General features: G+C 48.1%; 15 protein-coding genes. 9 read left to right on the top strand and 6 right to left on the bottom strand.

Annotation, left to right across the window (positions count from 1 at the left end; genetic code table 11):
• Positions 1–18: 18 nt before the first annotated feature.
• A complete protein-coding gene (locus B7990_RS10355; RefSeq protein WP_088640880.1) occupies positions 19–486 on the bottom strand; it encodes a hypothetical protein in 468 nt (155 codons plus the stop codon).
• A 196-nt stretch (positions 487–682) separates the two neighbouring features.
• Positions 683–2,668 (bottom strand): carbohydrate-binding domain-containing protein, encoded by a 1,986-nt coding sequence (locus B7990_RS10350; RefSeq protein ID WP_088640879.1) that lies wholly within the window; start codon positions 2,666–2,668, stop codon positions 683–685.
• A 210-nt stretch (positions 2,669–2,878) separates the two neighbouring features.
• Between B7990_RS10350 and cysS the strand changes: the two genes are divergently transcribed.
• The 4 genes from cysS to B7990_RS10330 are packed head-to-tail and all read left to right on the top strand — an operon-like array spanning position 2,879 to position 7,553.
• Complete coding sequence (gene cysS / locus B7990_RS10345) at positions 2,879–4,333, top strand: cysteine--tRNA ligase (protein ID WP_088640878.1); 1,455 nt, start codon at positions 2,879–2,881, stop codon at positions 4,331–4,333.
• A gap of 3 nt (positions 4,334–4,336) precedes the next feature.
• Positions 4,337–5,704 (top strand): sugar MFS transporter, encoded by a 1,368-nt coding sequence (locus tag B7990_RS10340; protein ID WP_088640877.1) that lies wholly within the window; start codon positions 4,337–4,339, stop codon positions 5,702–5,704.
• A gap of 9 nt (positions 5,705–5,713) precedes the next feature.
• Positions 5,714–6,370 (top strand): MBL fold metallo-hydrolase, encoded by a 657-nt coding sequence (locus B7990_RS10335; protein WP_088640876.1) that lies wholly within the window; start codon positions 5,714–5,716, stop codon positions 6,368–6,370.
• Positions 6,371–6,398: 28 nt separating this feature from the next.
• On the top strand, positions 6,399–7,553 hold the full coding sequence (locus B7990_RS10330) for an acyltransferase family protein (protein ID WP_088640875.1): 1,155 nt from the start codon (positions 6,399–6,401) through the stop codon (positions 7,551–7,553).
• A gap of 71 nt (positions 7,554–7,624) precedes the next feature.
• Here B7990_RS10330 and B7990_RS10325 read toward each other — a convergent pair whose 3' ends face one another.
• Together B7990_RS10325 and B7990_RS10320 are read right to left on the bottom strand one after the other, a co-directional pair.
• On the bottom strand, positions 7,625–7,915 hold the full coding sequence (locus B7990_RS10325) for a GIY-YIG nuclease family protein (protein ID WP_088640948.1): 291 nt from the start codon (positions 7,913–7,915) through the stop codon (positions 7,625–7,627).
• Between the two features lie 185 nt (positions 7,916–8,100).
• Positions 8,101–8,367, bottom strand: coding sequence for a hypothetical protein (locus B7990_RS10320; RefSeq protein WP_088640874.1), 267 nt, complete (start codon positions 8,365–8,367; stop codon positions 8,101–8,103).
• A 110-nt stretch (positions 8,368–8,477) separates the two neighbouring features.
• On the opposite strand from B7990_RS10320, the gene uvrB reads away from it, so the two are divergent.
• From uvrB to gpmI, 4 genes are all read left to right on the top strand, one after another.
• Positions 8,478–10,697 carry an excinuclease ABC subunit UvrB gene (uvrB, locus tag B7990_RS10315; RefSeq protein ID WP_217897545.1) on the top strand — a complete coding sequence of 740 codons (2,220 nt, stop codon included), beginning with the start codon at positions 8,478–8,480 and terminating at the stop codon, positions 10,695–10,697.
• A gap of 168 nt (positions 10,698–10,865) precedes the next feature.
• Positions 10,866–11,936 (top strand): hypothetical protein, encoded by a 1,071-nt coding sequence (locus tag B7990_RS10310; RefSeq protein WP_141099258.1) that lies wholly within the window; start codon positions 10,866–10,868, stop codon positions 11,934–11,936.
• Between the two features lie 226 nt (positions 11,937–12,162).
• Positions 12,163–12,906: a 2,3-diphosphoglycerate-dependent phosphoglycerate mutase gene (gene gpmA, locus B7990_RS10305; protein WP_173353400.1), complete on the top strand. Its 744-nt coding sequence runs from the start codon at positions 12,163–12,165 to the stop codon at positions 12,904–12,906.
• Between the two features lie 119 nt (positions 12,907–13,025).
• Positions 13,026–14,660 (top strand): 2,3-bisphosphoglycerate-independent phosphoglycerate mutase, encoded by a 1,635-nt coding sequence (gpmI, locus tag B7990_RS10300; RefSeq protein ID WP_073443165.1) that lies wholly within the window; start codon positions 13,026–13,028, stop codon positions 14,658–14,660.
• A 70-nt stretch (positions 14,661–14,730) separates the two neighbouring features.
• On the opposite strand, the gene B7990_RS10295 is transcribed toward gpmI, so the two are convergent.
• Positions 14,731–21,945 carry a hypothetical protein gene (locus B7990_RS10295; RefSeq protein ID WP_088640871.1) on the bottom strand — a complete coding sequence of 2,405 codons (7,215 nt, stop codon included), beginning with the start codon at positions 21,943–21,945 and terminating at the stop codon, positions 14,731–14,733.
• 13 nt (positions 21,946–21,958) lie between these two features.
• Positions 21,959–23,296: a type II secretion system protein J gene (locus tag B7990_RS10290; protein ID WP_176407273.1), complete on the bottom strand. Its 1,338-nt coding sequence runs from the start codon at positions 23,294–23,296 to the stop codon at positions 21,959–21,961.
• Between the two features lie 316 nt (positions 23,297–23,612).
• On the opposite strand from B7990_RS10290, the gene B7990_RS10285 reads away from it, so the two are divergent.
• A complete protein-coding gene (locus B7990_RS10285; RefSeq protein ID WP_088640869.1) occupies positions 23,613–24,926 on the top strand; it encodes a prepilin-type N-terminal cleavage/methylation domain-containing protein in 1,314 nt (437 codons plus the stop codon).
• Positions 24,927–24,936: the final 10 nt, after the last annotated feature.

Here is a 24,936-nt window from a genome sequence, read left to right as displayed (position 1 = left end):
TTAAATTTTTGCAAAAATTTATTCGCAAGGTTTTGCCTGTTTAAGCAAGTCTTCGTTTATGCGATAGAGCATACCATAAGGTGTTACTTCAGCTCGATTAGCACAGAAATAGCACAACCCTATATTTTCATATGAAGAAAACGTTCTAATATCATTTGATATTTTTTCATTTCCTTCAAAATCCAAACACATTTCTGGATCCTTTTTAAACACAAGGCGAACATCATATAACGAACCATCACCTTGATTTAAACCTTTTTCATCCAACCAAGGAAATTTTTTTCCTGCAACACAAAAAAGTGTATCACCAGACATTATCTGTACAGAATCCAAACTTTTCGCACCATCTTCAAAAGAACCATACACAAATAAAACACGTGCATCGGTTTCATTCAAAAACATAGGCTCATATTGAGACAAGGCTTCTCGATCTGTACAAGAGCACAAAACTAGGCCAACAGCAATACAAAAAATTTCTCTTTTCATTAAAGCCCCCAACACTTAAATAGATTATCCATATCTGTTGAAGTATACTTCACACCATTCTTTCCAGATGCATGAAATAAAAATACAAACAAAATCAAAGCAACGCAACAAATTTATCATCACTTTTTATTTACAAACTAAAAAAAGGCTTCCTCCATTTTTCAGGAAGAAGCCTTTAAATTTTTAAGATCAAAAACTACTTGTACATGTAGACCACGCCGTTCGGGAACTTCAGTTCCTTCATTCCACTGGTCTGCATCTGACCAACAGCAGTCACTTCACCACCGTAAAGAATCGTATTGCCCTTGTATTGCGGCTTGAAAGCGGCCTTATCGGAACCATAGAAGTTTTCGTTTGTGTAGGCCATAGAGGCGCACTTGGGAATGTCTGTCGAAAAGTCGCCAAACGCAAGGAGGACACCGCCGGTTATTTCGAAACCAGTATCCGTATCAATAAGGCCTCCGGCCATGTTGGAAGAGCATCCTCCACCACCCATGCCACCGCCGGGGAAGCCACCACCACCAGGGAAACCGCCGCCCCAGCCACCGCCGCCACCGCCCATGCCGGACTCGTAGCTCTGACCAGTAATTTCAAGAATCAACACGCCACCGGTCTGCTTTCCAGAACCGTTCGCATCGAAAACATCAATCATACTTCCCTTAGCGCTGATGTAATGGTAACCACCGCTCACGACAATATGGCCACTGCTCTCGCTAAACATGGAATAACCGCCAGAATTTTCCTTAGCGCCACCAGCACCGTTCCAGCCGTCATTGGTTGCAAATGTCGAGGTTATGCCACCTTCTGCAAAAATCTTGTAAGCTTCAAGACCTTCGGAAGCCGTGATGACATTGATTGTCGAACCTTTCAAATGCAAAGCTGAATCCGCATGGATACCATCGTCCTTCGAAGAAACGGTCACATCTCCGGCATTCATAAAAACCTTATATTTTGTATGCAATGCATCGTCTTCAGCTTCCACGTTAATGGTACCGCCGTTGACATAAATAAATTTTTCGGCCACCATGCCCTTGCCCGTCGATTTCACCTTGACGGTAGCGGCCTCGGTGGAATCACTCACAACAACGAAGTTTGCGGCATCGATACCGTCGTCACCCGCCTTGATAGTGATGTTACCACCGCGAATATCGACAATGCCCTTACCTTCGATGAAGGATTTGCACTTGCCATCTGGGCCTTCTTCACATTCGTCGCTTTCGAGACCATCGCCCTTCTTGGCCGTGAGATTCAGCGTACCGCCAGAAATCTGGAGACTGCCCTTGCCCTTGATGGCGTTTTCTTCGGCTTCAACTGTAATGTTGCCATTCTTGATTTTAAGATCGTTACTGCACTGGATGCCATTTCTGAACTTGCCCTTGACAGTCAAGGAACCTGCACCCTTGATGTTCAAATCGTCCCTGGAATAAATGGCAGCCTTTGCCGTATCCTGGGCGCCATTGACCTTTGTAAACAAATGATTTCCGCTACCGTCTTCAACAAGATTGGTCGTACCCTTGACCAGATGAAGGACCGTCTTGTCCGCATTTTTCACAAGAATCGGAGCGTTCGAACTCTTGATGGTCGCGTTGTACAGATAAATTCCCGTATTGCCCTCGTTTTCTGTAGCCGGAGTATTCACCACCACCTGGAAATCAGACGATTCGCCAGTCACGTAATACGCACCCGGGCAAGTGATTGTTGCACTTTTATCCGCGACGTCAACACAGCCATTGTTATTTTCGACAGTCGCCGTAGTCCCTGCAAGTTTCAAGAGAATTTGCGTTCCATCCAAGTTCCTCGAATCTTCCAAGTCAGATTCATCATCACCTGAAGTAGAACTGCCGGGAACGACGTTGCTAGAGCTGGATAAATCGTGACCAGGATTGCCATTGCCAGAACTAGAAGATTCTACACCAGGGACAGCATCACTCGAACTGGAAATTTCACCGCCAGGATTGCCATTGCCAGAACTCGACGATTCAATGCCAGGAACGGCATCGCTAGAGCTGGAAATTTCGGGTCCTAGAGCATCACTGCTCGAACTGGACACTTCACCGCCCAAAGCCTCACTGCTTGAGGACGTTTCCACAGGCGTAAGTCCATTTAAACCATTATCATCACCACAAGCCACAAAGCCCAAAGCCGCAGAGACCGCGACCGCAGACAATTTCAATAATTTCATAGAACACTCCATTTTTTCTTAATATAAATTCCATACTCCAAAATAGACCTTGTCGCCACGCAATTTCTGTTGAAGTCAACACAACAGGGTTTAATAAATCCTATAGCTGGTTATTGGTCCTGCACAATTGCCGCCCCTTGTAAAAATTTCTAAATTGCCTCGCGCATTAGCATGTTTGGCGCATGTTGCGCCGCATTAACCGGAGGCTTTATGGCACTTCAATTCTACAACACCGCATCACGCAAGAAAGAACTGTTCACTCTTCCCGAAGGCGTTCCCGCCGTGCGTATGTACTGTTGTGGCCCGACGGTGTACCACTTTGCCCACATCGGCAACCTCCGCACTTACATTTTTGAAGACTTTTTGGTCCGTACGCTCAACTACTACGGCTACAAGGTCAACCACATCGTGAACATCACTGACGTGGGCCACCTCACGAGCGATGGCGATACCGGCGACGACAAAATGGAAAAGGGCGCAAAACGCGAAGGCAAGTCCGTCTGGGACATCGCCAAGTTCTACACCGACGCTTTCATGGCCGACTGGCACCGTTTAAACATCCAGGAACCGACCCGCTGGACCCGCGCCACCGACCACATCAAGGAACAGATTGACTTGGTAAAGACGCTCGAAGAAAAGGGCTTTACCTACCGCACTTCGGACGGCATCTACTTCGACAGCCTCAAGTTCCCGCGCTACGCCGACTTTGCCCGCCTCGACGTGGAAAACCTCCGCAAGGGTAGCCGCATCGACATGGGCGAAAAGAAGAACGCCACCGACTTTGCTCTCTGGAAGTTCAGCCCAACCGACAAGAAGCGCGCCATGGAATGGGATAGCCCGTGGGGCGTTGGTTTCCCGGGTTGGCACATCGAATGCTCCGCCATGGCTATGAAGTACAACGGTCCGACGCTCGATATCCACTGCGGCGGCACGGACCATATCCGTGTGCACCACACGAACGAAATCGCCCAGAGCGAATGCGCGAACGGCGTTCCGTTCAGCCGCTTCTGGATGCACGGTGAATTTCTCCGCACTGCAAGCGAAGAAAAGCTTGAAGACGGCACGACCGAGACTAAGTTTGGCAAGATGAGTAAGTCCAGTGGCGAATTCTTGACCGTCACGCTCCTCATGGAACGCGGATTCAACCCGCTCGACTACCGCTACTTTGCACTCGGCAGCCACTACCGCAACTACCTGAACTTCACTTGGGAAGCCCTCACCGGCGCCAAGGAAGCCTTTAAGAGCTTGCACAAGAAGACGGACCCGCTAATTGGCAAGGCAACCGCCATCACAAGCGAAGCAGCCAAGGCTTTCCAGGCTGAATTCAAGGACGCCATCGGCGACGACCTCAACATGCCTCGCGCACTCGGCATTTTGAACACGATGCTCAAGAGCGACATCGATGACGGCGAAAAGGCAGCACTCGTGGCTGACTTTGACAAGATCTTTGGTCTCAAGCTCGACCAGCCGCGCGAAGAATACGCCAAGAAGGGCGCAAACGACAACATCGATACCGCTAAGATCGAAGCTTTGATCGCAGCCCGCAAGGAAGCACGCGCCAACAAGAACTGGGCCGAAAGCGACCGCATCCGCGATGAACTTGCCGCGATGAACATCGTGATCAAGGACTCTAAGGAAGGCACGACCTGGAGCGTGAAGGAATAAGTTATTTTCCTCCTCGTTGTCATATACGTTGCATTTATTGGGCTAGGTCTCCCCGACACCATTCTTGGGGCGGCTTGGCCCTTAATGCATCTAGACCTTCAAACGCCGATTTCTGCGGCGGGCATTCTTTCCATTATCGCATCGCTTGGGACAATCGTCTCTAGCCTTTGCACACCGAAAGTTCTCCGCATTTTAGGCACCGGAAAGCTCGTTGCCTACAGCATTGCGCTTACCGCAATGGCCTCTGTCGGTTACGGATTGGCGGACTCGTTCAACATCCTTTGCCTTTGTGCCATCCCGATGGGCATTGGCGCAGGTGCCGTCGATGTGGCGATGAACAACTTCGCCGCCATTTATCTGGAATCCAAGCACACGAACTGGCTGCATGCAAGCTGGGGCATCGGAGCAACGCTCGGGCCATCACTCCTTTCGTTCTCGATTTTGACCGGTGGCGGTTGGCGTGGGGCATACGAATACGTCGCCATCGCCCTCGCCGCAATATTCGTACTGATTCTAATTTCTCTCCCGCTGTGGAAAAGAGCGGAAGCGCGCGGAGGACTCTCGGAAAACGTCACCATTCCGGCAAGTTCTGGAAGCACCGTTCCTGGAAATGCGAAAGTCGCGAACCCAGAAAATGCGCCGAGAACCGCAGCCCCCGACAGCAACAATGCGCCGCACATCAGCATCCGCGAGGCGCTCCGCGTCCCGGGAATGAAGCTTTCGTTCCTCACGTTCTTCTTTTATTCGGCACTCGAAATTTCGACAAGCCTTTGGTGCGGCACCTATCTCATCGCCTGCGGATTCAAGCCCGAAATCGGAGCATTCATCGTCTCGCTAATGTTTGCATCCGTGATGATTGGCCGTATTGCGAGCGGTTTCTTTGCGATTAAGTTTACCGACCACCGCCTGATATACGCTGGGATTTTCATTGTCTCTGTGGGATGCCTCATTCTTTCAATCCCGCTTCCGCTAAACTTGCAGCCCGCCTGCATTTGTCTGCTCGGACTCGGTTGCGCTCCCGTTTATCCTTCACTGATCCATGCGACCCCCGCACGTTTTGGGGAATCGCTTTCAAGTCAAGCCATCAGCATCCAGCTAGCCGGTTCCTACATCGGTTCAATTTTGATGCCGCCCGCGTTCGGTCTCGTTGCAGCTAAATTCACCGTCCATCTTTGGCCGATTTCGCTCTCGATTTTTGTCGGATTGTTACTTTTATGCGTGTGCCTATTAGACTACGTAACGCACAAAAAATTGAACAAGTCCTATGCCCGCGAACGCGTTATTGACATACTCCACACAGTCTCAATGGACACTCTCAAACGGGAACGCCGCATCCAGCGCCGCTTACGCAATCGCCATAGGAAACATTAAGGGTTTATTATGGAAATAAAGCAATTTGTATTCAATCCATTCGGAGTGAACTGCTACATCCTGAGCAACAGCAAGGGCGAAGCCATCCTGATAGACCCGAGCGTGAGCAATGCACACGAGCAGGCTGCACTCACGGATTACCTCAAAAGCAAAAATTTGAAAGTCGTGCGTGTTTTGAATACGCATCTACACTTGGATCATGTCCTCGGGAACGCATTTGCAGAACGCACTTTTGGCGTCAAGGCCGAAGCGCACAAAGACGACGAATTCCTTTTAGGCGTGCAGAACGAACAAGCCCAAATGTTCGGCCTCCCCTGCAACGATTTAGCCCCCGCTTTGGGCAATTACCTGAATGACGGAGACATCATCGAAATTGCAGAAATCCGCCTGCAAGTGATTCACGTTGCAGGGCATTCTCCGGGCGGTCTCGCCTTCTTCTGCGAAAATCCGGGCAAGGTAAATGGACAAGACAATGTTCCTCCGCTCCTTTTTCCAGGCGATATCATTTTCGCAGGAAGCCGCGGTCGCAGCGACCTCTACGGTGGTGACGAATTTGCGCTCGTAAGTGGTATCAAGTCAAAGCTCCTTACGCTCCCGGCAGAGACCGTCGTATTCCCTGGTCACGGGCCAAGCACTACCATTGGCAACGAGATAATGTGGTATTAACCCTTCGACAGGCTCAGGGACCTTTGTTATGAGCAACAACGGGCAAGCGAGAATCGGTTGGATTGACGAATTCAAGGGATTCGTTCTTTTGCTCGTTTGCCTGTTCCACATTGAGCAGAATTTCCCGAACGCGCACCTTGGAATGTATCATTTAAGCGCACTCCGCATGTCCGCATTTTTCTTTATTTCAGGATTTCTATTCAGTACAAAACGTTTCACAAATTTTAAGAGTTACTTTACCCACAAGACAAAAGTCCTGTTGCTCCCCTATCTATTCCTTTCATTCCTGTTTTTCGCGCTAGACCCCGTTGTTTATAACTTTGCGTTGTTCCCAAAATCGCCCACGATGATGGTCGTGAACACGATTCCCGACATCAACAACACATGGCAATACATCTACTGGAACATCGCTAAGATTTTCATCGCCGGAAAATCTTCAGTCGGCGCGGGGCCACTGTGGTTCGTGTTTACGCTTTATTCCGTCAGCTTGCTTTTTTACCTGCTTCACGAGATGTCCAAAAAGCAAGTCAACCCCAAGCTGTTTTTCGCCGTGATGTCCATAGAAGGACTCCTTTGCGGTTGGCTTCTGAATGAAAGCCACTTTCACTTGCCGCTGGGCATCGAGCGCGACCTCACGATTTTATTCTTCTTCGGCTGCGGATATCTTTGCAAGGAACCCATCAAAAAAATCCACAACGCCATTTCTGCGAGTACAGCTCACGCCGCAAAAAACACAATCATCGTTGCCGCCATCGGAATCGCAAACTATATCGCCTATGCGTTCTTGGAATCGCCGAGTCCGAACTTCAGCATCATGAACAACGACTTGGGCAAAAGTCTCCCCCAATTTGTTGCAAGTTCCATCACAGGCATTATCGGTCTCATAGCCACATTCCTGCTTGCAAGCAAGATTCCTGACATTGCTCCCATCCGCATTACCAAAGGCATCTTGCGAAACATCTCCCGCAACGCGCTTGTGATTCTCGCTGTCCACTGGTGGATTGTCCTGATGCTACGGCTCTTTTTCAGACCGCAAATCAACCAACCCGGAATCGCCTACATCGCAATCCCGATTGTAGCCCTCGGCACCATCGCCGCCATCCCGCTTTTCCGCTGCAAGCTCCATCACCTCCTCGGCAAAGAGAAAATCAGCGTAAAAGAAAGCCTCTGCATTAGGGAATAATGCAAAGGCTTAATGCACTTGCACGTCATTGCACGTCATTGCGAGCGAAGCGAAGCAATCCACAAAGCAATCTATACACCGAGTTCAGAAAAAAGATCTTTCCATTGAGGATTCATTGATTCAATCAATGCAATTTTCTTCTTTCTAGATCCAGCTTTTATCTTTTTCTCTCTTTCAATCGCATCAACAACCGAAGTATGCTCTTCGAAATAACCTAATTGCGTAACATTATATTTTGCAGTAAATCCAGAAGTCAATGATTTATGCTCCTGCATTCGTTTGATGAGATTCGAAGTCACACCTGTATATAATGTTCCATGCGGTTTATTGAACAGGATGTAAGTGTATGATTTTTCTTGCATGAAAAGAACATACAAAAATTTTTGTGAATTACCGCATAATGTTCTGTGGATTGCTTCGTCCTTACGGACTCGCAATGACGTCCGAGCCGAGTGATGCAGAAACATGCCTGCATGTTTCTATATCCGAGGCGTTTTTGTCGTGTGCTTGCACCATGACATCCGAGCCGAGTGCTGCAAAGCACTAACTACAAATAGCTTTTGAACTTGGGCGTTGGTGCTTCGGCGGGCTTTTTCTTGGGCACATAAATCTTTATCGCGTACACGTTAAAGTCCGTTTCGGCAACGATATCACCTTCCTGCAAGTCTTCGTAAACATCGATTTCAATTTCGACGCCATCGCGTGCAATGCAGCGGATTGAACGCGCCGTCAGTTCCTCGCGCAAAAGAGGAACATCAACGACCTTCTTGTAAGTGCCGTGATGCGTCGTGCCAAGAATTCGATTGCAAAGCATGGAATGAAATGTAGAAAATAGTAGGAAGTAGGATGTAGGAAGTAGGAAGGATTTTTTAATCTTTTACTATCTTTCCTGTCTACCGTCTACTTCCTACTGTCTACTAAGTTATGGCTCGCGCACGTAAGACTATTACTCCTGATCCGTATGCAAAACCGATAGCGAAACCGCTACCGCCTTCCAAGAGCTTGCCCGGAAAACTCAAGCAGTTCCAGGCGCCCACTCGTGCGGATTTTGACCTCGTAAGTCCTTACGGCGCCGCAGGCGACCAGCCCAAGGCCATTGAAGAATTGACCGAAGGATTCAAGAACGGCGAACAATTCCAGACGCTTCTCGGCGTAACCGGTTCCGGCAAGACGTTCACCATGGCAAACGTCATCAAGAATGTCGGGAAGCCAACGCTCATCCTCACGCACAACAAGACGCTCGCCGCCCAGCTTTACCAAGAATTCAAGTCGTTCTTCCCGAACAACGCGGTGGAATACTTCGTCAGCTATTACGACTACTTCCAGCCCGAAGCGTACATCCCGCACACGGATACGTTCATCGAAAAAGACGCAAGCATCAATGACGAAATCGACAAGCTCCGTCTGCGCGCAACGGCAAACCTGCTTACCCGCCGCGATGTCATCATCGTCGCTTCCGTGAGCTGCATTTACGGTTTGGGAAGCCCGAGCGAATACTTCGACTTGATGGTCCGCATCAGACGAGGCAACGTTTACGACCGCGACAAGATTCTGCGTGACCTTGTCCACATCCAGTATTCCCGCAATGACTTTAGCCTCGACCGAGGTTCGTTCCGCGTCCGCGGCGACGTCATCGAAGTGCACCCGAGCTACGACGAAGACGGGCTGCGCATCGAACTTTTCGGTGACGAAGTCGACCGCCTTTACCGCTTCAACATCGTCACGGGCGAAGTTATCAAGGAAGTCGAAGAACTTACCATCGCCCCTGCGAAACACTTTGTCACCAAAGAAGAAAACCGCGCGGGCATGTTGCAACGCATCCAAATGGAACTCACCGACCGCCTCGCCGAGCTAGACAAGGAAGGCAAGGTGCTAGAATCCGCACGACTTTCGAGCCGCACCCGCTACGACATGGAAATGCTCCGCGAAACAGGCATGTGTAACGGCATCGAAAACTACTCCCGCATCATCGAAGACCGCGCTCCGGGCACCCGCCCCTTTACGCTTATCGACTACTTTGGCGATGATTGGCTCTTGATGATCGACGAATCGCACGTGAGCATCCCGCAAGTGGGCGGCATGGCCGAAGGCGACAAGTCCCGCAAGACTACGCTCGTGCAATACGGTTTCCGCCTCCCCTGTGCTCTCGACAACCGCCCGATGAACTTCGCCGAATTCGAGTACATGTACCCGAAGCAAGTGCTTTTTGTGAGCGCCACCCCTGGCGACTACGAACTGAAAAAGACGAACGGCGTTGTCACGGAACAGATCAACCGACCGACCGGACTTTTGGACCCGAAAATCGAGCTGTTCCCGATCCAGGGCCAAATGGACGTGCTCCTGTACCGCATCGAAGAAGTCGTCAATAACGGCGACCGCGTGCTCGTCACGACGCTCACCAAGAAGATGGCGCAAGACCTCACGGAATTTTTCATCGAAGCAGGCGTCCGCGCGAAGTACCTCCATAGCGACATCAAGACGCTCGAACGCCACGAGCTCATCCGCGGACTGCGTAGCGGCGAATACGACGTGCTCGTGGGCATCAACCTCTTGCGCGAAGGCCTCGACCTCCCCGAAGTGAGCATGGTCGCGATTCTCGATGCCGACAAAGAAGGCTTTTTGCGCAACTACCGTAGCCTCATCCAGACGATGGGCCGCGCAAGCCGCAACGTGAACGGCACAGTGCTTTTGTTCGCGGACAACATGACAGAAAGTCTGCAAAAAGCCATCGACGAGACGAACCGCCGTCGTACCTTGCAAGAGGAATTCAATGCCGAGCACCACATCACGCCAAAGTCCGTGACCCGCAAGATCGAAGAAGACCTGCGAATCATCGACCCCTTGGGCGATATCGGCGACGACAACGAAATTGAAGACGATTCTCTAGTAACTAGTAACTCTGAACTAGAAACTAATTTGGGTATCCGTCCGATGGAACCGTTGCAGCCCTCTAATTATAGACGAAAGACGAAAGACGAGAGACGAAAGAAAGCAGCGGTCCCCGGCGCACATCCCGACAAACCTTCCAAAGCCTCCGAGTCCAAGCTCGCCGACCTGGAACGTCAAATGAAGGAAGCAGCCGCCCGCCTCGACTTCGAAGAAGCCGCCCGAATCCGCGATATTATACGCTCTCTCAACGCTTAGTGTATAGTTTTATTTACAAAACTATTATAATTTAAATCACATCCGCATACGCGCCAATAAAGTAATGTAAATTCATTTTTGTATTATTATAAAAAGTTAATTTCCTGGTACGTTTTCTACAATTTTTGTTTATTTTTCACTAAAAGGTTACTTAAAAAGGGTATTACAATGAGTTCTAAATTTACAACACCTCTTCTTTTTTCATCGGTTATTGCGTTAGGCACATTGGGATTCGTTGCTTGTGGTGAAAGTGGCGAAGGTGGCCCGATTCAGCCGCCAGGCCCGCAGAGTTCATCTTCTAGCGCATGGGTACCACCAGACACCACCGAAAATACCGCTATTTTATTTACAAATCTCGAAATCACATCACAATCCCTAAACTACGTCAAGTTCGACGGTGTTTTAAGGCTTGAATTAAACGACTCATCCTCCGTAGAAGACATGGACGCAGCCCATTTCACAAAGGTTACGGTAAATGTCGTCAACGTGGCTACGGGAGCCATGATGGGTTCTGCAGAGTTCAGAGATGAACAAGGCAATTCCATTGGCAATGTGCTCGACGTTGATGCGCTCGGTCGCACAACAGTCGATCTTGGCGCATACGCCCTCCAGACAAACCTTGACGATCCAGGCTATTCCACGTGCGGCCAGTTTAAGCTCATGATTTACGCAGAAGCTACTGACGGATATCTCGATTCCAAGTCGCTCGATTCCATTCCGTTCACGCGTCCAGATGCCAAGTGCCAGATTCCGGAAAGCTCTTCTTCAAGCGAAGCTGCTCCGACAAATCCGCTCGACACCATGACCATCTTGTTCAGTACGGCTTATGGCAAGTGCATTAATATGGCTACTGGCGAAATTACACAGACCGAAACTGGCGATATCTGCTTTACTCGCGTTGACAGCAAGGGTAAAGTCAATGTCAGCAGCGCAACGGATATCAAATTTGCAATTTACGACAACTTGTCCCGCGAACCGAAGTCTGACGACTGGGGCCGTGAATGGCTTCCAGAAGACGATCATGCCCAGCCGACTACAGACGACTTCCTCTATCAGGAAAGCGCTCTTCAGCCCACAATTACGGACATAACCAAGGCCGGTGACGTATTCTTCGTCGCAATCGCTCCGAACTACCAGCCGAGTACCGGCGTAGGATTCTATGCGTTCGTGATCCTGAAGAACACCACTCCTGACGGAAACGGCGACGTAGAATTGACCTTGCATTTCTACAAAAAGTAATAGCCGTCTAAACACGGAAATGCTTTAAAAGGACCTCCCCCGTGGAGGTCTTTTTTGTATTTAGCTATTTCGCACCATCTTATTTTGAATAACATGGTATAAAATTTGAATTAGATTTGTCTAACTTTATTATGTAAATCTAATTTTATTAGACCTTTCTAATTTTTACCAAATTATTTTCTATAATTAAATCGTGATGATTAAATAGAATAGGAGAATCCTCATGATTAAACTCGTGCTTGTACGCCACGGCGAAAGCGAATGGAACAAGAAGAACCTCTTTACGGGATGGATGGACGTAGACCTCAGCGAAAAGGGTCACGAAGAAGCGGCTGCCGCAGGCCAACTCTTGAAGGCTGAAGGTTACGATTTCGACCTCTGCTACACCTCTTACCTGAAACGCGCCATCCACACGCTGAACCACATGCTTGATGAAATGGACCGCGCCTGGCTCCCAGTCGTAAAGAGCTGGAAACTGAACGAACGCCACTACGGGGACTTGCAGGGCAAGAACAAGTCCGAAGCCGCCGAAAAGTTCGGAGAGGATCAAGTGAAAATCTGGCGCCGCTCATTTGACATCAAGCCGCCCGTGCTTGCCGATGATGACGAACGCAGCGCAAAGAAGCAGGCCATGTACCGCGATGTCGATGAATCGTTCCTCCCACAGAACGAAAGCCTCGAAACGACAATTGCCCGCGTGATCCCTTACTACCTTGAAGAAATCAAGCCTCAAATGAAGGCCGGCAAGCGCATTGTGATCGCGGCACACGGCAATTCCCTACGCGCACTGGTGATGTACCTCGACAAGATGAGCAAGGAAGAAGTTCTCGGCCTGAACATTCCGACAGCGACCCCGCTTGTTTACGAGTTTGACGACAACTTGAACCCGGTAAAGCACTACTACCTGGGTGACCAGGAAGCTCTCAAAGCCAAGATGGAAGCCGTCGCAAACCAGGGCAAGAAAAAGTAGCGCGCCATATCATTGTGTCTTTGGAAAACTCGGAACCAATAGGTTCCGGTGTTTTCTAAATTTGTGCTCGGAATTAATTTCAGAGGCCAAATGCAGGGCCGTGTACAAGGAGACACAACATGCTCAAGAAGCTTTCCAATTTCCCTGGCATCAAGGGACCCGTTGTCACGATCGTGATGGACGGTTTTGGTATCACCGATAAGGTCGAAGGCAACGCCATCAAGGCAGCCCGCACCCCGACTCTCGACAACCTCTTCAAGATGTACCCGAACGTCCTCCTGAAGGCTCACGGCCGCGCCGTGGGCATGCCGACCAACGAAGACATGGGTAACTCCGAAGTCGGCCACAACGCCATCGGTGCTGGCCAGGTTTACAACCAGGGTGCAGCTCTCGTTGCAGACGCCATCAACAGCGGCGACATCTTCGGCCGCGATGCCTGGAAGGAAATTTCCGGCAACGTTCGTGAAAAGAACACCGTTCTCCACTTCATCGGCCTCTTCAGCGATGGTAACGTCCACTCCAACATCGCTCACCTCAAGGCCATGGTTGCTCAGGCCAAGAAGGAAGGCGTCAAAAAGGTTCGCGTTCACATCCTCCTCGACGGTCGTGACGTTCCGGAAACCTCCGCTCTCGATTACGTCGGCCCATTTGAAAAGTTCCTCGACGAACTCCGCTCTCCGGAATTCGACGTTTGCATCGCTTCTGGCGGTGGACGTATGCAGATCACCATGGACCGTTACAACGCTAACTGGAAGATGGTGGAACTCGGCTGGAAGACCCACGTGCTCGGCGAAGGCCGCTACTTCGACAACGCTACGCAGGCTATCGAAACCCTTCGTGGCGAAACCAAGGCTATTGACCAGGACCTCCCGCCGTTCGTGATTGCAAAGGACGGCGCTCCGGTCGGCACCATCAACGATGGCGACTCCGTGGTGTTCTTCAACTTCCGTGGCGACCGCGCCATCGAAATCACTCGCGCCTTCGAAGAAGAATCCTTCAATGAATTTGACCGCAAGCGCTTCCCGCACGTCTGCTACGCTGGCATGCTCCAGTACGACGGCGACCTCAAGCTCCCGAACCGCTTCCTCGTGCCGCCTCCGGCCATCAAGGAAACCAGCGGCGAATGGCTCGCTGAAACGGGCGTCAAGCAGTTCGCTTGCTCCGAAACGCAGAAGTACGGCCACGTCACTTACTTCTGGAATGGTAACCGTTCCAGCAAGTTCGACGGCGAAACCTACCTCGAAATCGAATCTGACGTTGTTCCGTTCGAACAGCGCCCGTGGATGAAGGCTGCCGAAATCACCGACGCCATGATCGAAGCCTTGAAGAGCGGGAAGTACCAGACGCTCCGCTGCAACTTCCCGAACGGCGACATGGTGGGCCACACCGGTTCCTTCCGCGCTGCTACGATGGCTATCGAAGCTGTGGACATCGGCCTCGCACGACTCCTCCCGGTGATCGACGCCCTCGGTGGTGTTGCCATCATCACGGCTGACCACGGTAACGCCGACGAAATGTACGAAATCGACAAGAAGACCGGCATGCCGAAGGTCAACAAGGACGGTTCCTTCAAGGCCAAGACGAGCCACACGCTCAACAAGGTGCCGTGCATCCTTTACGATAACGTCACTGGCGGCAAGCTCGGCCTCAAGGAAGGCGACTGGGGTCTGTCGAACATCGCAGCAACGACGGCGAACCTCCTCGGCCTCGAAAAGCACGAGGCTTGGGACGATTCCATGCTCATCATCAAGTAATTATCCCTTTCAGGAATTACAAAAAGGAACCCGCGAGGGTTCCTTTTTTTGCATTGTTCTATTCGCTTATTTACCAATCCAATTTGCACGTCAAATCGCTGGGAGCATCCTCACTGATATTCAGGATATAATCCATATCACCCAGAAGTTCGCAAGCACTACCGTAATTTCGAGTGTTGTACGCAGGAATTCTAATCTCGCAATCGCCAATAGATCCGACAACGCGATCATAAGGTTCCGTCTGATCCACATTGCAATACAATTTATGGCCAGCGCTGAATGCCGCCGTATAGACTTCATTTGCCCCCGGTCCAAAAGGAACAAATTCATACGTCAACTTTGTACCAACTCCAACATAATCCGGATCATACTCACAGTCGTACAGTTTTATATCGCCATATACCGAGCAATTTTCCGGAATTTCCATATTCAAGGTCAGCTGATTCGGAATCGTGTTATCAAAGTAAATTCCACATTCAATTTCACGCCCGTTGACCTTGAATTTATGAGGCATACCATCTTCACAACGGCATGCTTCTTTCTCAATTTTGGCATTCTTACAAAGTTTGCCAATTTTGACATCATGGCAGCCAGCGACAAAAGTCTTGTTCAACGATACATCTTTTTTATCATACGAAATCAAATAGTCATCACCAGTCGAACGACATCCGGAATTCGCATAAACAATATCGAACAGGCAGGATTTCGAGGAATTCATCGCGTCGGTAACCGTCAATCGATACCTCTTCGTTCCACCCGAATTTGCCCCCTTAAAGGAAATCCGTTCGCCATTGTAATTGGATCCAGAACCTCCAACCACGCTGATGTAATCATCAGAGCCAGAAGAATTCTGCATTTCTATACGGTACGAGCAATTCGAATTGCAGCCTGTTACGGAATAAGGCTGAACGTTAATCGTCTCTCCAGGCTCCACATCCGTTTGCGTTGCAATATTGCAATCCAGTTCAAAATCCGAAGTTCTTTCTACAACAACGCGGCAGCTGCGGCTTTCAAGATCTTCGTGTCCCAACGTAAACGTATATTCCTTACTGCTGCTCACGTAAGATTCCGTAACCGTAACAGGGCCAGATGTATAGCCACTTGATGGGGAAATCAAAGCATCTCCAGAAACACTCCAGAAACACTTTCCATCATCGCAGCCTACAACCTTGGAAGGGGTCATTTCAAAAGTTTCACTATAGCCGTCAACAGAAATGAGGGAAGGGCATTCCAGTTCCAAATCATCCTTTTCCTCAGGTGGCGTATAGCGGGCTTCACACCCATGACTTCCATTCAGGTCGCCATTCACAATAAACTTAATTGTATTGATTCCCTTGGAGAATGGCACCGAGGACAAATCTACGCTGATTTCCGAAACCGTCTCGTTTTCATAGACTTGCTGTGCGCCACCAATCGGGAAACCCAACTGATCCGTAACATAAATCTGACCGGACCAGCTTTCGCCTTCAAGGAGATTCACCTTTGCCGTAAACACCTTCGTATCTTCATCAATGACACAGTTCGAAGCTTCAGCCTTTCCTTGAACGTCTTCGACAACAAAACTACAATCCGAATTTTCTTTTCCACCCGAAGAAACCGTAAAGTAGTATTCACCAGCGCGGAGCATTTTTGACGGTGTATTCAGATCATTGAACGTGTAGGTTTCATCAGAAGACCCCTTCTTTTTGGTATTACCGCTGGCGACATTTTCACCTTCAAAGCTAATCGAATAAGAGCAACCACCTTCGGGGCAGTTCGTAAACGATATATTCAAAGGCGGGACACCAGCGCCACGCTTGACAGTATTTTTCGTTTCATCAATATTGCAGGCGATTTCAAGAGGAATCAGTTTATACGGATCGCATGTAAACTCCTCGTTTTCCTGGTCCGTCCCCGTACCTTTAGAAGCTTTAATCGTAAACTCATAAGTTTGTTCAAAGTCATCTTTTGAATACAGATCTTCTTCTTTTAAGCGGAAAGTCTTTTGGCAGCCCGTCGGTTCCTTGCCCCCCACAAATTCAGCGTTTGATATTACAGGCTTTTCAACCGTACAGTAATCCGCGTTATTCACATCTGCAGAAATATCCCAATACGTACCATTATACTGCACCTTGCAAGAATTTATGCTAAGCGCGTTAGGGCAGCTCGTTTTCAGCTGGTTCAATTCAACAAAGCCACCATCAATCACCTTTATGTTTACACGCATCACATGCTGCGGATCAAAGCCATCTTCATTCGATATACCGTTCACATCAATAGATAGATTTCCATCCATTGAAGTTGTATAGAACGAGGAAAGGATTCCTTTCTTATCCGTAAACGAAATGCGCATATTGAAATTGTTGGGATTGTTCAGTCCTACCAAAAGTTTCGATTTACGGACATTCACGCCATCTTCATTTGAAACGGCAAAACTACAGGAATCCGTGCAGACGACATTTTCTGTGCTATTCAAGAAATCAATATTCTTGGAGCACATCATAATATCGCCAACATAGAATTCACCACAAGACTGAACAGCAAGTAACGATGACGGCACTTCTGTCTTGACACTAGGAGGACATTCCAGAGAGACTTTCGCATCCATCGCAAAGCCGCCTAATTTCGATTCGATATCTTGATAATAATAGCCATGTTTGCCTTCTGTAGCAAAACGATAGCTGGAGCCTTCAATTTCCGAGCCTTTTTCCCAATAATAGCCTAAGCCATTTCCCATAAAGCACTGGTAACGCTGATAGAGCAAGCCCATATTAAAGTTCGGCATCATCGGAACTAGCCGGATCATCGTCGTATTGTCACAGCCATTGTAATAATACTTTATTTGGCATTTCTTATAGCTGTTCATCGTGTACGAGCTAACGCCCACCCAGGGTGTTACATATTCATTCTGAGGGACAACGCCACCCAGGTAGTTCGTTTTAAATGAGCAGACCAACTTAGGATGATCCCAGCAGGCATTATCGCCATAAGCCGAATTCGACCAGGAAATATCGTACAGTTTAAAGTCCTTATTCGAAAGCTTAAATCCAGAATGTTCATGGAAGGCATCGTTCAGCAAAAGCGTCGAACCAAACAATTCGCCAAGATCAAACATAAACTCAGTTGAAGATTTTGTAATAGAATTACCATCGAGCTGCAAATCAGCAGTAACAACATTACTCTGGATTTTAAGGACAAGGGCGATCTTTGTCAAATTGGTAAATCCGCCCGTTTCCGAGACATTCCATTCGCTCGTAGAAAGAAACCTTTCGACACAAGCGCCATCGTCATCAGAGGCAGTCTGTCCCTTGACATAGCAGAGTTTTGCATAGACATACGGAGAGAAAGCACCACCCGCATGCTTGCCATAGACGCTCAGGGAATAATATTCCGAGCCATCATCGTTCGATCTAAAGATAAAGCCTGAATTGGAAAAGTCGTTCGTAACCGTATTGACATCGATAATCGCTGTAGAGAAAATGGAAGTGAGCGTACCATTGCTGCCATTTTCTTTCGTATTGAGAATGACACTCTGTGAGCCATTCGGCTCTTCCGCAGAAGCGTCCGAGGCCGCATTAGCGGCAATGTAGTTGTTCGAAATAGAAGGTTCCAAAAGATCGCCAGACTTAACCGTGGTGCAAACACGTTTTCTGCACTGGAGACGGCAAGCCTTATAATTTTCAGTAGAGCAGTTGCACGATGAATAGTCCCAACGGCATGAAGATGTCGCCTGCCTATTGTCATAGACCATCACCCAGTCGGGATTTGCGCCATCTTCGAGTCCAGCCCAGTGCTTAGCCTCTGAAATCTTGCAGGACTGTCCTGGATTTGGATTAGAAAAGCACACATCGATACAGCGCGGAAAATCGTCGCTCTTATCGCAGAACGCTGTAAATCCATTATTATTTTCATCTGGTGCGAAATCTTCGTAGAAACAATGAGTATCGTGGTCGTTATAATTGGCAACGATAGAATAGCTATCCGACGCATAAATTGTAAGCCTACGGCCTTCATTGGCGACATTGCTCGGTTCAGACGAGAAATGCGTAAAATGGTCCGACCCGGCATCATCACCAACCTTCAATTCATAATAGTTGCCGGCATAAATCGGATAATCGCAAATTTCACCTTTTCGGCATGTATAAATTTTACGGGCTTCCCCATTTAAGCCAGTCTTAGAAGATACATCAACATAATTACCAGAATTTTCGGCACCGTTAAACTCGATATGCAGATTATACTGTTTACGCTTTATCGATGCGTAAAGGTATTCCTTATCATTCTTTGCAGAAATGATCTTATTGTTCGGCGGCATGATGACTTCACAATAAGTATCATCGAAACTATCAGACTTTTTCAATGTAACCGGCGTCGTAATATAAATACTACAGAACCATTTTCTGTTCAGCTCATCAGTATTGCAGCCAACACCTTCTGCGGTTACCCACGTAACTCCGTCCTTAACAAGGCTTCCGCAATCTGGAGCTTGGATCTTATTATGCAATTCACCACCCGGCTTGCAAGCATCCTCATCCTTATGTTCCGGCAAGCTACAATACGTTCCAACTTCTCGACGTTCCACCGTAAACGAACCTTCAGCAACAACGCTCATTGTTGTCGGGCCTGCCGGTGCAATCGTACAGTTTTCACAAGGTTCCACCAGCTGAAATTCTATAGAACCCATCTCCGATGCGGTTTCATCCATTTTCACTTCGAATGCAGTCATGTTACCGGAGACAGGCATTGTATATAGCTTAGAGCCATCCGCATTTTCCTTCTTGGGAGTCGCCCCAGTAACGGTCCAGCCTTCCGGTTCACGGGACTGGTAGATATCAACCGTCGCAGGCTTTGATTTTGTGGATCGCAAATTCACAAGGACCGAATGTCCCTTAGTAATTTCAGCAGAAGTCCTATCAAATGAAATTTCCGGGACATCGCCAGCAGAACCGCTAACGACAACATAAAATCCCATTTTCTCATAGTTATTGCTTGTGTAATTACAGCTAAAGACGTCCTGCGGGAGAGTCGTACCATACAGCTTAAACTTCTCAACAGCGGGAAGCCCCGTTGGGCTACAGGACACGTTGTTCGGATTCTTTTGTTCATTCGCGCCATTCAAATTCACGACATTGTAATAATCCGAAAGACTGCCTTTAGCATCTCTTGGCAGATAGATAATTCGTGGCATTATGAGAATCGAAGGTTTCACATTTTCTGTATTGCCGCCATAAGATTCTTCATTTTTATATTCGGATTCTATCGTAATTTTCAATTGGGACGAGACGGCGACATAAACCGTATCGCTCAATTCAGAGCTTCCCGATGTCGTCGTAGCGCCACTAGTCTTATTGGCCAGCTTTTCAAATTCCTCGTTTCCAATAATGAACCCGGCTGATTGCACGGCTTCGACAACTTCTGCCTTGTACTTGAAGTTGTTGTGGCCTTGATATTTCAAAAGCGTCGAGCCATTGTCCATAATGACGCAACCTTCGACATTCATCTTCTGGACTTCATCAATATCGCCTCTGGAATAGATGAAATAATTCATCACATTGCCATCGCCCTTTAGCAACCCGGCACCCGATTCAAGAAATAGCAGGACCACGGAATTTTCAGTCGTTGCAGGCATCATGACCATGTGGCCGTCACCCAGTTTCGAACGCGCATACAAGACAAATTTGCCATCCAGGGCCTTAGTCGGGTCCACCTTTTCAATTTCATTCCATTCCAGGATCAAGAAACCATTGTACAATTCATTTTCGCCCGCCTTCGCATAGCATTCATTGATCTTCTGAATATGGTTATCGTCCATATTGAACACGGTATCGATTTCACAGAACTTATTCATGGTTTTCGTAGTCCACAAATCTTCGTTATTCAGCAAAATAGGCACCGGAACTTCACCATCAGGGCCAATAAGTCCCTGATAAGTGTACATCTTTTTGAGGCGAGACCAGTATTCATCGCCAATCGCTTTTAACAGCGGGTCTGATTCACTCCACTTGGACACCCTACGGTTTTCTATGCCTTTCGTCGCACTAAAAGAGAAATATCGTTTATCTTGAGGTCTTGGCCCCATAGCCTCCAAAGCCGTCGTACCCTCGACAAATACGCCATATGGCTTCTGTCCATATCCAAATCCCTGATTCTGATTCAGCAAAATCGTATTGGCTGTGGTATAGCTCATCACTTTTCCAGACAAGCCAAACGAATAGTTGTTCTGCAAATCCATTTTGCCATTCATTGTCGGAGGCAAGACAAGATTATTTCCCACCTTGAACGAAGAAACGGTACCGCCGCCGGTACTGCTGAAATAATTCATCTCGTTCTTTGTCCAGCTGGCCCTATCCGTAAAGACCATGTTCTTCTTAACGCCAACACCCTTTGAGTTATCATCAGTACCGCGTTCCATGTGTCCATTGACTGTAAAATTACCAGCAACCTTGACATCGCAATTCGGCGGGACACTTCCACCTACATAAAGGTCTCCGCAAACAGCAATAATGCCGCCTTCGCAGGTACCAACCGAGCCGCCAATATAAACAATAAGAGTATCATCATTGGCATTAGGATCCTTGCAGTTTGCATAGTTATTGGAGTTCCTGTCCATATCGACATTTCCAAAATAAATACTGCCCCTGTTCCTGAAATTGCCGCCAACATACAAGTCACCGCCCATATTTGCAGAACCTTGGAACGAAAAATCGCCCGTCACCAAAAGGGGTTTTGAAATCGACGGAACGTTGTTGTCTTCGCCAAAATCACCATTGACAATGGCGGATTCCATCGCGTCATCGCCAGTAATACCTTTGGTTTTACCAAAGAAGGCCCTATCAAACGAGATGCTTATTTTTTTCTCGGGAACTTTCACCTGGTAAAGCCCTGAAATTTTCATAATCGCAACTTCGCTGTGCTTGGTACCATTACGGGATTCACCTGTCGAAAGGATTTTCACCGTGTATGGAGACGAGTTCGATTCAGCGCCGACAAGCCAGACATCAAATTTTTGATTATCGCTATCAATACTATTGCCAAGTACATTGTTCAAATGAACCGGCTTGTGCCCGTTTCCTCTGAACTGCCGGATAATTGCCCCCGTTTCATTTCCGTGGTACGTCATCCACGTACGTGCAGATGTAATGCCCGCCAAAGCCGCTTGACGCGCTTCACTACGCATCAGGCGCGCAGCACTCGAACGGCCTTCAGAATTCAACCACTTAAAAGTCGCCGTAGCAGCAATCGTTGCCACGAGCATGAACAAGAGCACCGTTATAAGGGATACACCCTGCTTAAAATTTTTCTGCATAAACACACCCCTACTACTCTGCTGCCGCACCATTACTCGGCGTTGCAAAAACGTATTTTGATCCACCTTGTTCGCCGTGCTTATTTATTCTCAGATCCACAAAGAACGCACGAATATTTTTCTTGTCCAAGACATCAGGAACATAACTTGGATCAAACTCGTAATTCACATCCTGTATTTTTTTCACCGTCAAGTTTGCAATATTCAAAGTTCCTTTTTCTGCAAGCGGCGAGAAGAAGACAAATGTAAAAGCAAGACACGCCTTGATTTCATTGTTTACAGAAAATCGGAAATTGCGAATAATGGCGGCAGAGTTTTCATCGTTCGGCGGCAAGAACAGGAAATCATCAATGCCCGCTATTTTTTCACCTGATTTTGTACGCAAACCAACAGACAAATGATCTTTACCCGGAATAAAAGACTGCGAATAATCGGTCCCCGTCATAAGCGGCTGCTTAAAGGAAATTTCATATTCTATTCCTGGAGCAAACGTCATTTCAGAACACAGGCTAGACCAGTTTCCGGCACTAGAATTTGCCTCTGCGGCATAGACCTGGTTCATCTTATTTTCAGTCGAGTAAGAATCGTTTTCATCATCGAAATTCGAAGTGAAACCTGAAATCTTGACAATGCTGCCGCCCTCCTCTGGAGCAAGGTTCAAGCGGAGGATTTTGCTGCCATCGTAACGGGAAAGCAAACGAAAATCCGAAGACGTTTCAGAAGGCGGGAAAAGGACTTTGCCCGTGCTGGAATTCAGCAATTTGGGCTTCGCCGGGACAACCTTGAAACGCGCCATATCCTTTGCGATAGCGACTTCCAGATCTCCGTCGTCAGGACAGGATTCATCCGCAGCCGCCCCGGACGCACTTTCAAGACGCTTACAGCTGCGATAAAGGACTCCATCGCGCACATACCACGAGACTGCTTCAAGAGCCACATACTTGCCATCATCATCATAGCGGATACGCCTAAAGTACAGGCTGTCAAATTCGCCACTTCCCTGATGCAACGAATAGGAAGACTTATCCACCTGATCGACATCCGCATTGTCAGGATCCATGAATACACCACGGACAACATTAAATGAACCAGAGTACTTATCTGTTTCGTATTCCTTCGCCCCCATCTGGGCGATATCTTCTTTCAGGAGACTGGCCGCGTTTTCTGCATTTTGCGAAGAAGCAAGCATGTTTTGAGTGCGAACACGAACTCTTGTACTATCCGTAAGAGCTTGCCCTGCAACGAGGACAACAACACCAAGAATCGCCATATAGACAAGCAATTCCACTAAGGTAAAGCCCGCCTTACGGCGACATTTCGGGCACAAATCACCCACAGAACAAAACATCATACTCATTCCAACTCTATTCCACACAGGGAATAAGACAACTCATTTATATATATGGAGAAAGATAAATTCAAAAAAACATGAAAAGGCCACACGCGGTGGATATATGTAAAAAAACATAAATGTGGAATTTTTTTGACAGAAATCTTCAAAGATTCCAGAAAGCATTGATTTTCATCAATTTTACCGCAAAATCAGACAATAAAAAAGAAATTTTTATCACTTTTACATACATAAAACTTATTTTTAATTTTAGAAAATGTAATCATAATTACATATTTTTACTTCTATTGACTTAAAACGATTACGAGGGAAGAGAATGAAGAATTTTAGCCAAGCGTCATCAGGTTTTACGCTCATCGAGCTGATGGTCTACATCGCTCTCCTCGGAGGAATCGTTCTCATCGCAGGCCAGGCGTTCAGCGACAGCACCAAGATGCGCGTCCGCACCCAGAGCATGCTACAGGCCAACCAAAACGCTGGCAACGTAAGTTCCATACTCAAAGAGGACATTACGCAACTCGGAGCGAAAAGTTCACAAGAGGCCGCCGCCGCAGGCGCTTCAATGGACAACTTTAGCACAGACCACATCCACGATGTGTTTATTGACCCCGACAACGCCGACAATGCCCAAAAAGACTCTTCGTCTTACCGCATCGGGAACAACGGCAACCTAGACACGCTGATATACAAACGCATCCGTTACGATCAAGACGGGCACTACGTTGCCGTCGATTCAATCTTCTGGTATGTCGATGGGAGCGTCCTAAAGAGAGGATGCAAAACCGTTTCTGGAGCAGAGGATATAGACCAATGCCCAAGCAGCAGCGCAAACGTCGTCGAGATGGCTGAAGGCGTCCAAAGGTTCAATATTACAGCTGCCGAACCAGGAGCGACAGAAAGCACTTCGCACATTTTGCCATCCACAGACACGAGCGTCCACAAATTCAGACTGGTCCCCCGTTATGGCGACGACAACCTGGCATTCACAAAAGTCGAACCGCCCAATGGCGATTTAAGCGTCGTCTTATCCGGATTTGCATCGAACTACAATTTCGACAATCAGGAACCGGTCCTCGACGGAAGAAACTCAAATCAGGTTTTCCTTGCGCAGGCCACCGACCTTTCGGGCAACTGGCAAGAGCGATGCGCGAAAATTACTCTTGAAACCAATACGGAATACGAAATTTCATTTTCAATGCCGTACTCCAGCGACGCAAGCCGCCTATTCTGCCCAGGTCGCGACTACATGGGAGTCGGGTTCCGCTACACAAACGACGGGGCGCGTCCAAACGAGATCAACGACTTCATGTTCTACCCGCCCACACATGCAGGAGCATCCGAAGGCGCGCGCAAGTTCAGGTTCAGAACAATGCATAAAATCGAAAACGTCTGCATGTCATTTACTTTCGCAAGCTACTCTCCCGTAGTCGGGAGCGGAAAAATAACGCTTAGCGAAGTTGTACTTAAAAAAGTCGAATCCGCAAATTACACATTTAGCGGTGCAGAAATAGCACCCATCGAAAAGAAGAACGTCAAGGCATTACGTTTAGAGCTAACCATGGGCGTCCGTGGCGAATCCAGCGTTCTTTCGCTCATAATCCCCATTCCAAGCAATGGCACAAAGGATTAAGGAGGAATTA

It is taken from the genome of Fibrobacter sp. UWB4 (genome assembly GCF_002210345.1).
GTDB lineage: Bacteria > Fibrobacterota > Fibrobacteria > Fibrobacterales > Fibrobacteraceae > Fibrobacter.
This window is presented reverse-complemented; position numbering and strand designations above follow the sequence as displayed.

What these genes read in the sequence shown, in the direction of transcription:
- B7990_RS10350 (WP_088640879.1), bottom strand. Translation starts at nt 2,668, where the DNA reads ATGAAATTATTGAAATTGTCTGCGGTCGCGGTCTCTGCGGCTTTGGGC.
- B7990_RS10330 (WP_088640875.1), top strand. Translation starts at nt 6,399, where the DNA reads ATGAGCAACAACGGGCAAGCGAGAATCGGTTGGATTGACGAATTCAAG.
- B7990_RS10285 (WP_088640869.1), top strand. Translation starts at nt 23,613, where the DNA reads ATGAAGAATTTTAGCCAAGCGTCATCAGGTTTTACGCTCATCGAGCTG.
- B7990_RS10310 (WP_141099258.1), top strand. Translation starts at nt 10,866, where the DNA reads ATGAGTTCTAAATTTACAACACCTCTTCTTTTTTCATCGGTTATTGCG.
- B7990_RS10325 (WP_088640948.1), bottom strand. Translation starts at nt 7,915, where the DNA reads ATGCAAGAAAAATCATACACTTACATCCTGTTCAATAAACCGCATGGA.
- B7990_RS10320 (WP_088640874.1), bottom strand. Translation starts at nt 8,367, where the DNA reads ATGCTTTGCAATCGAATTCTTGGCACGACGCATCACGGCACTTACAAG.
- cysS (WP_088640878.1), top strand. Translation starts at nt 2,879, where the DNA reads ATGGCACTTCAATTCTACAACACCGCATCACGCAAGAAAGAACTGTTC.
- B7990_RS10295 (WP_088640871.1), bottom strand. Translation starts at nt 21,945, where the DNA reads ATGCAGAAAAATTTTAAGCAGGGTGTATCCCTTATAACGGTGCTCTTG.
- B7990_RS10355 (WP_088640880.1), bottom strand. Translation starts at nt 486, where the DNA reads ATGAAAAGAGAAATTTTTTGTATTGCTGTTGGCCTAGTTTTGTGCTCT.
- B7990_RS10335 (WP_088640876.1), top strand. Translation starts at nt 5,714, where the DNA reads ATGGAAATAAAGCAATTTGTATTCAATCCATTCGGAGTGAACTGCTAC.
- gpmI (WP_073443165.1), top strand. Translation starts at nt 13,026, where the DNA reads ATGCTCAAGAAGCTTTCCAATTTCCCTGGCATCAAGGGACCCGTTGTC.
- uvrB (WP_217897545.1), top strand. Translation starts at nt 8,478, where the DNA reads ATGGCTCGCGCACGTAAGACTATTACTCCTGATCCGTATGCAAAACCG.
- B7990_RS10290 (WP_176407273.1), bottom strand. Translation starts at nt 23,296, where the DNA reads ATGATGTTTTGTTCTGTGGGTGATTTGTGCCCGAAATGTCGCCGTAAG.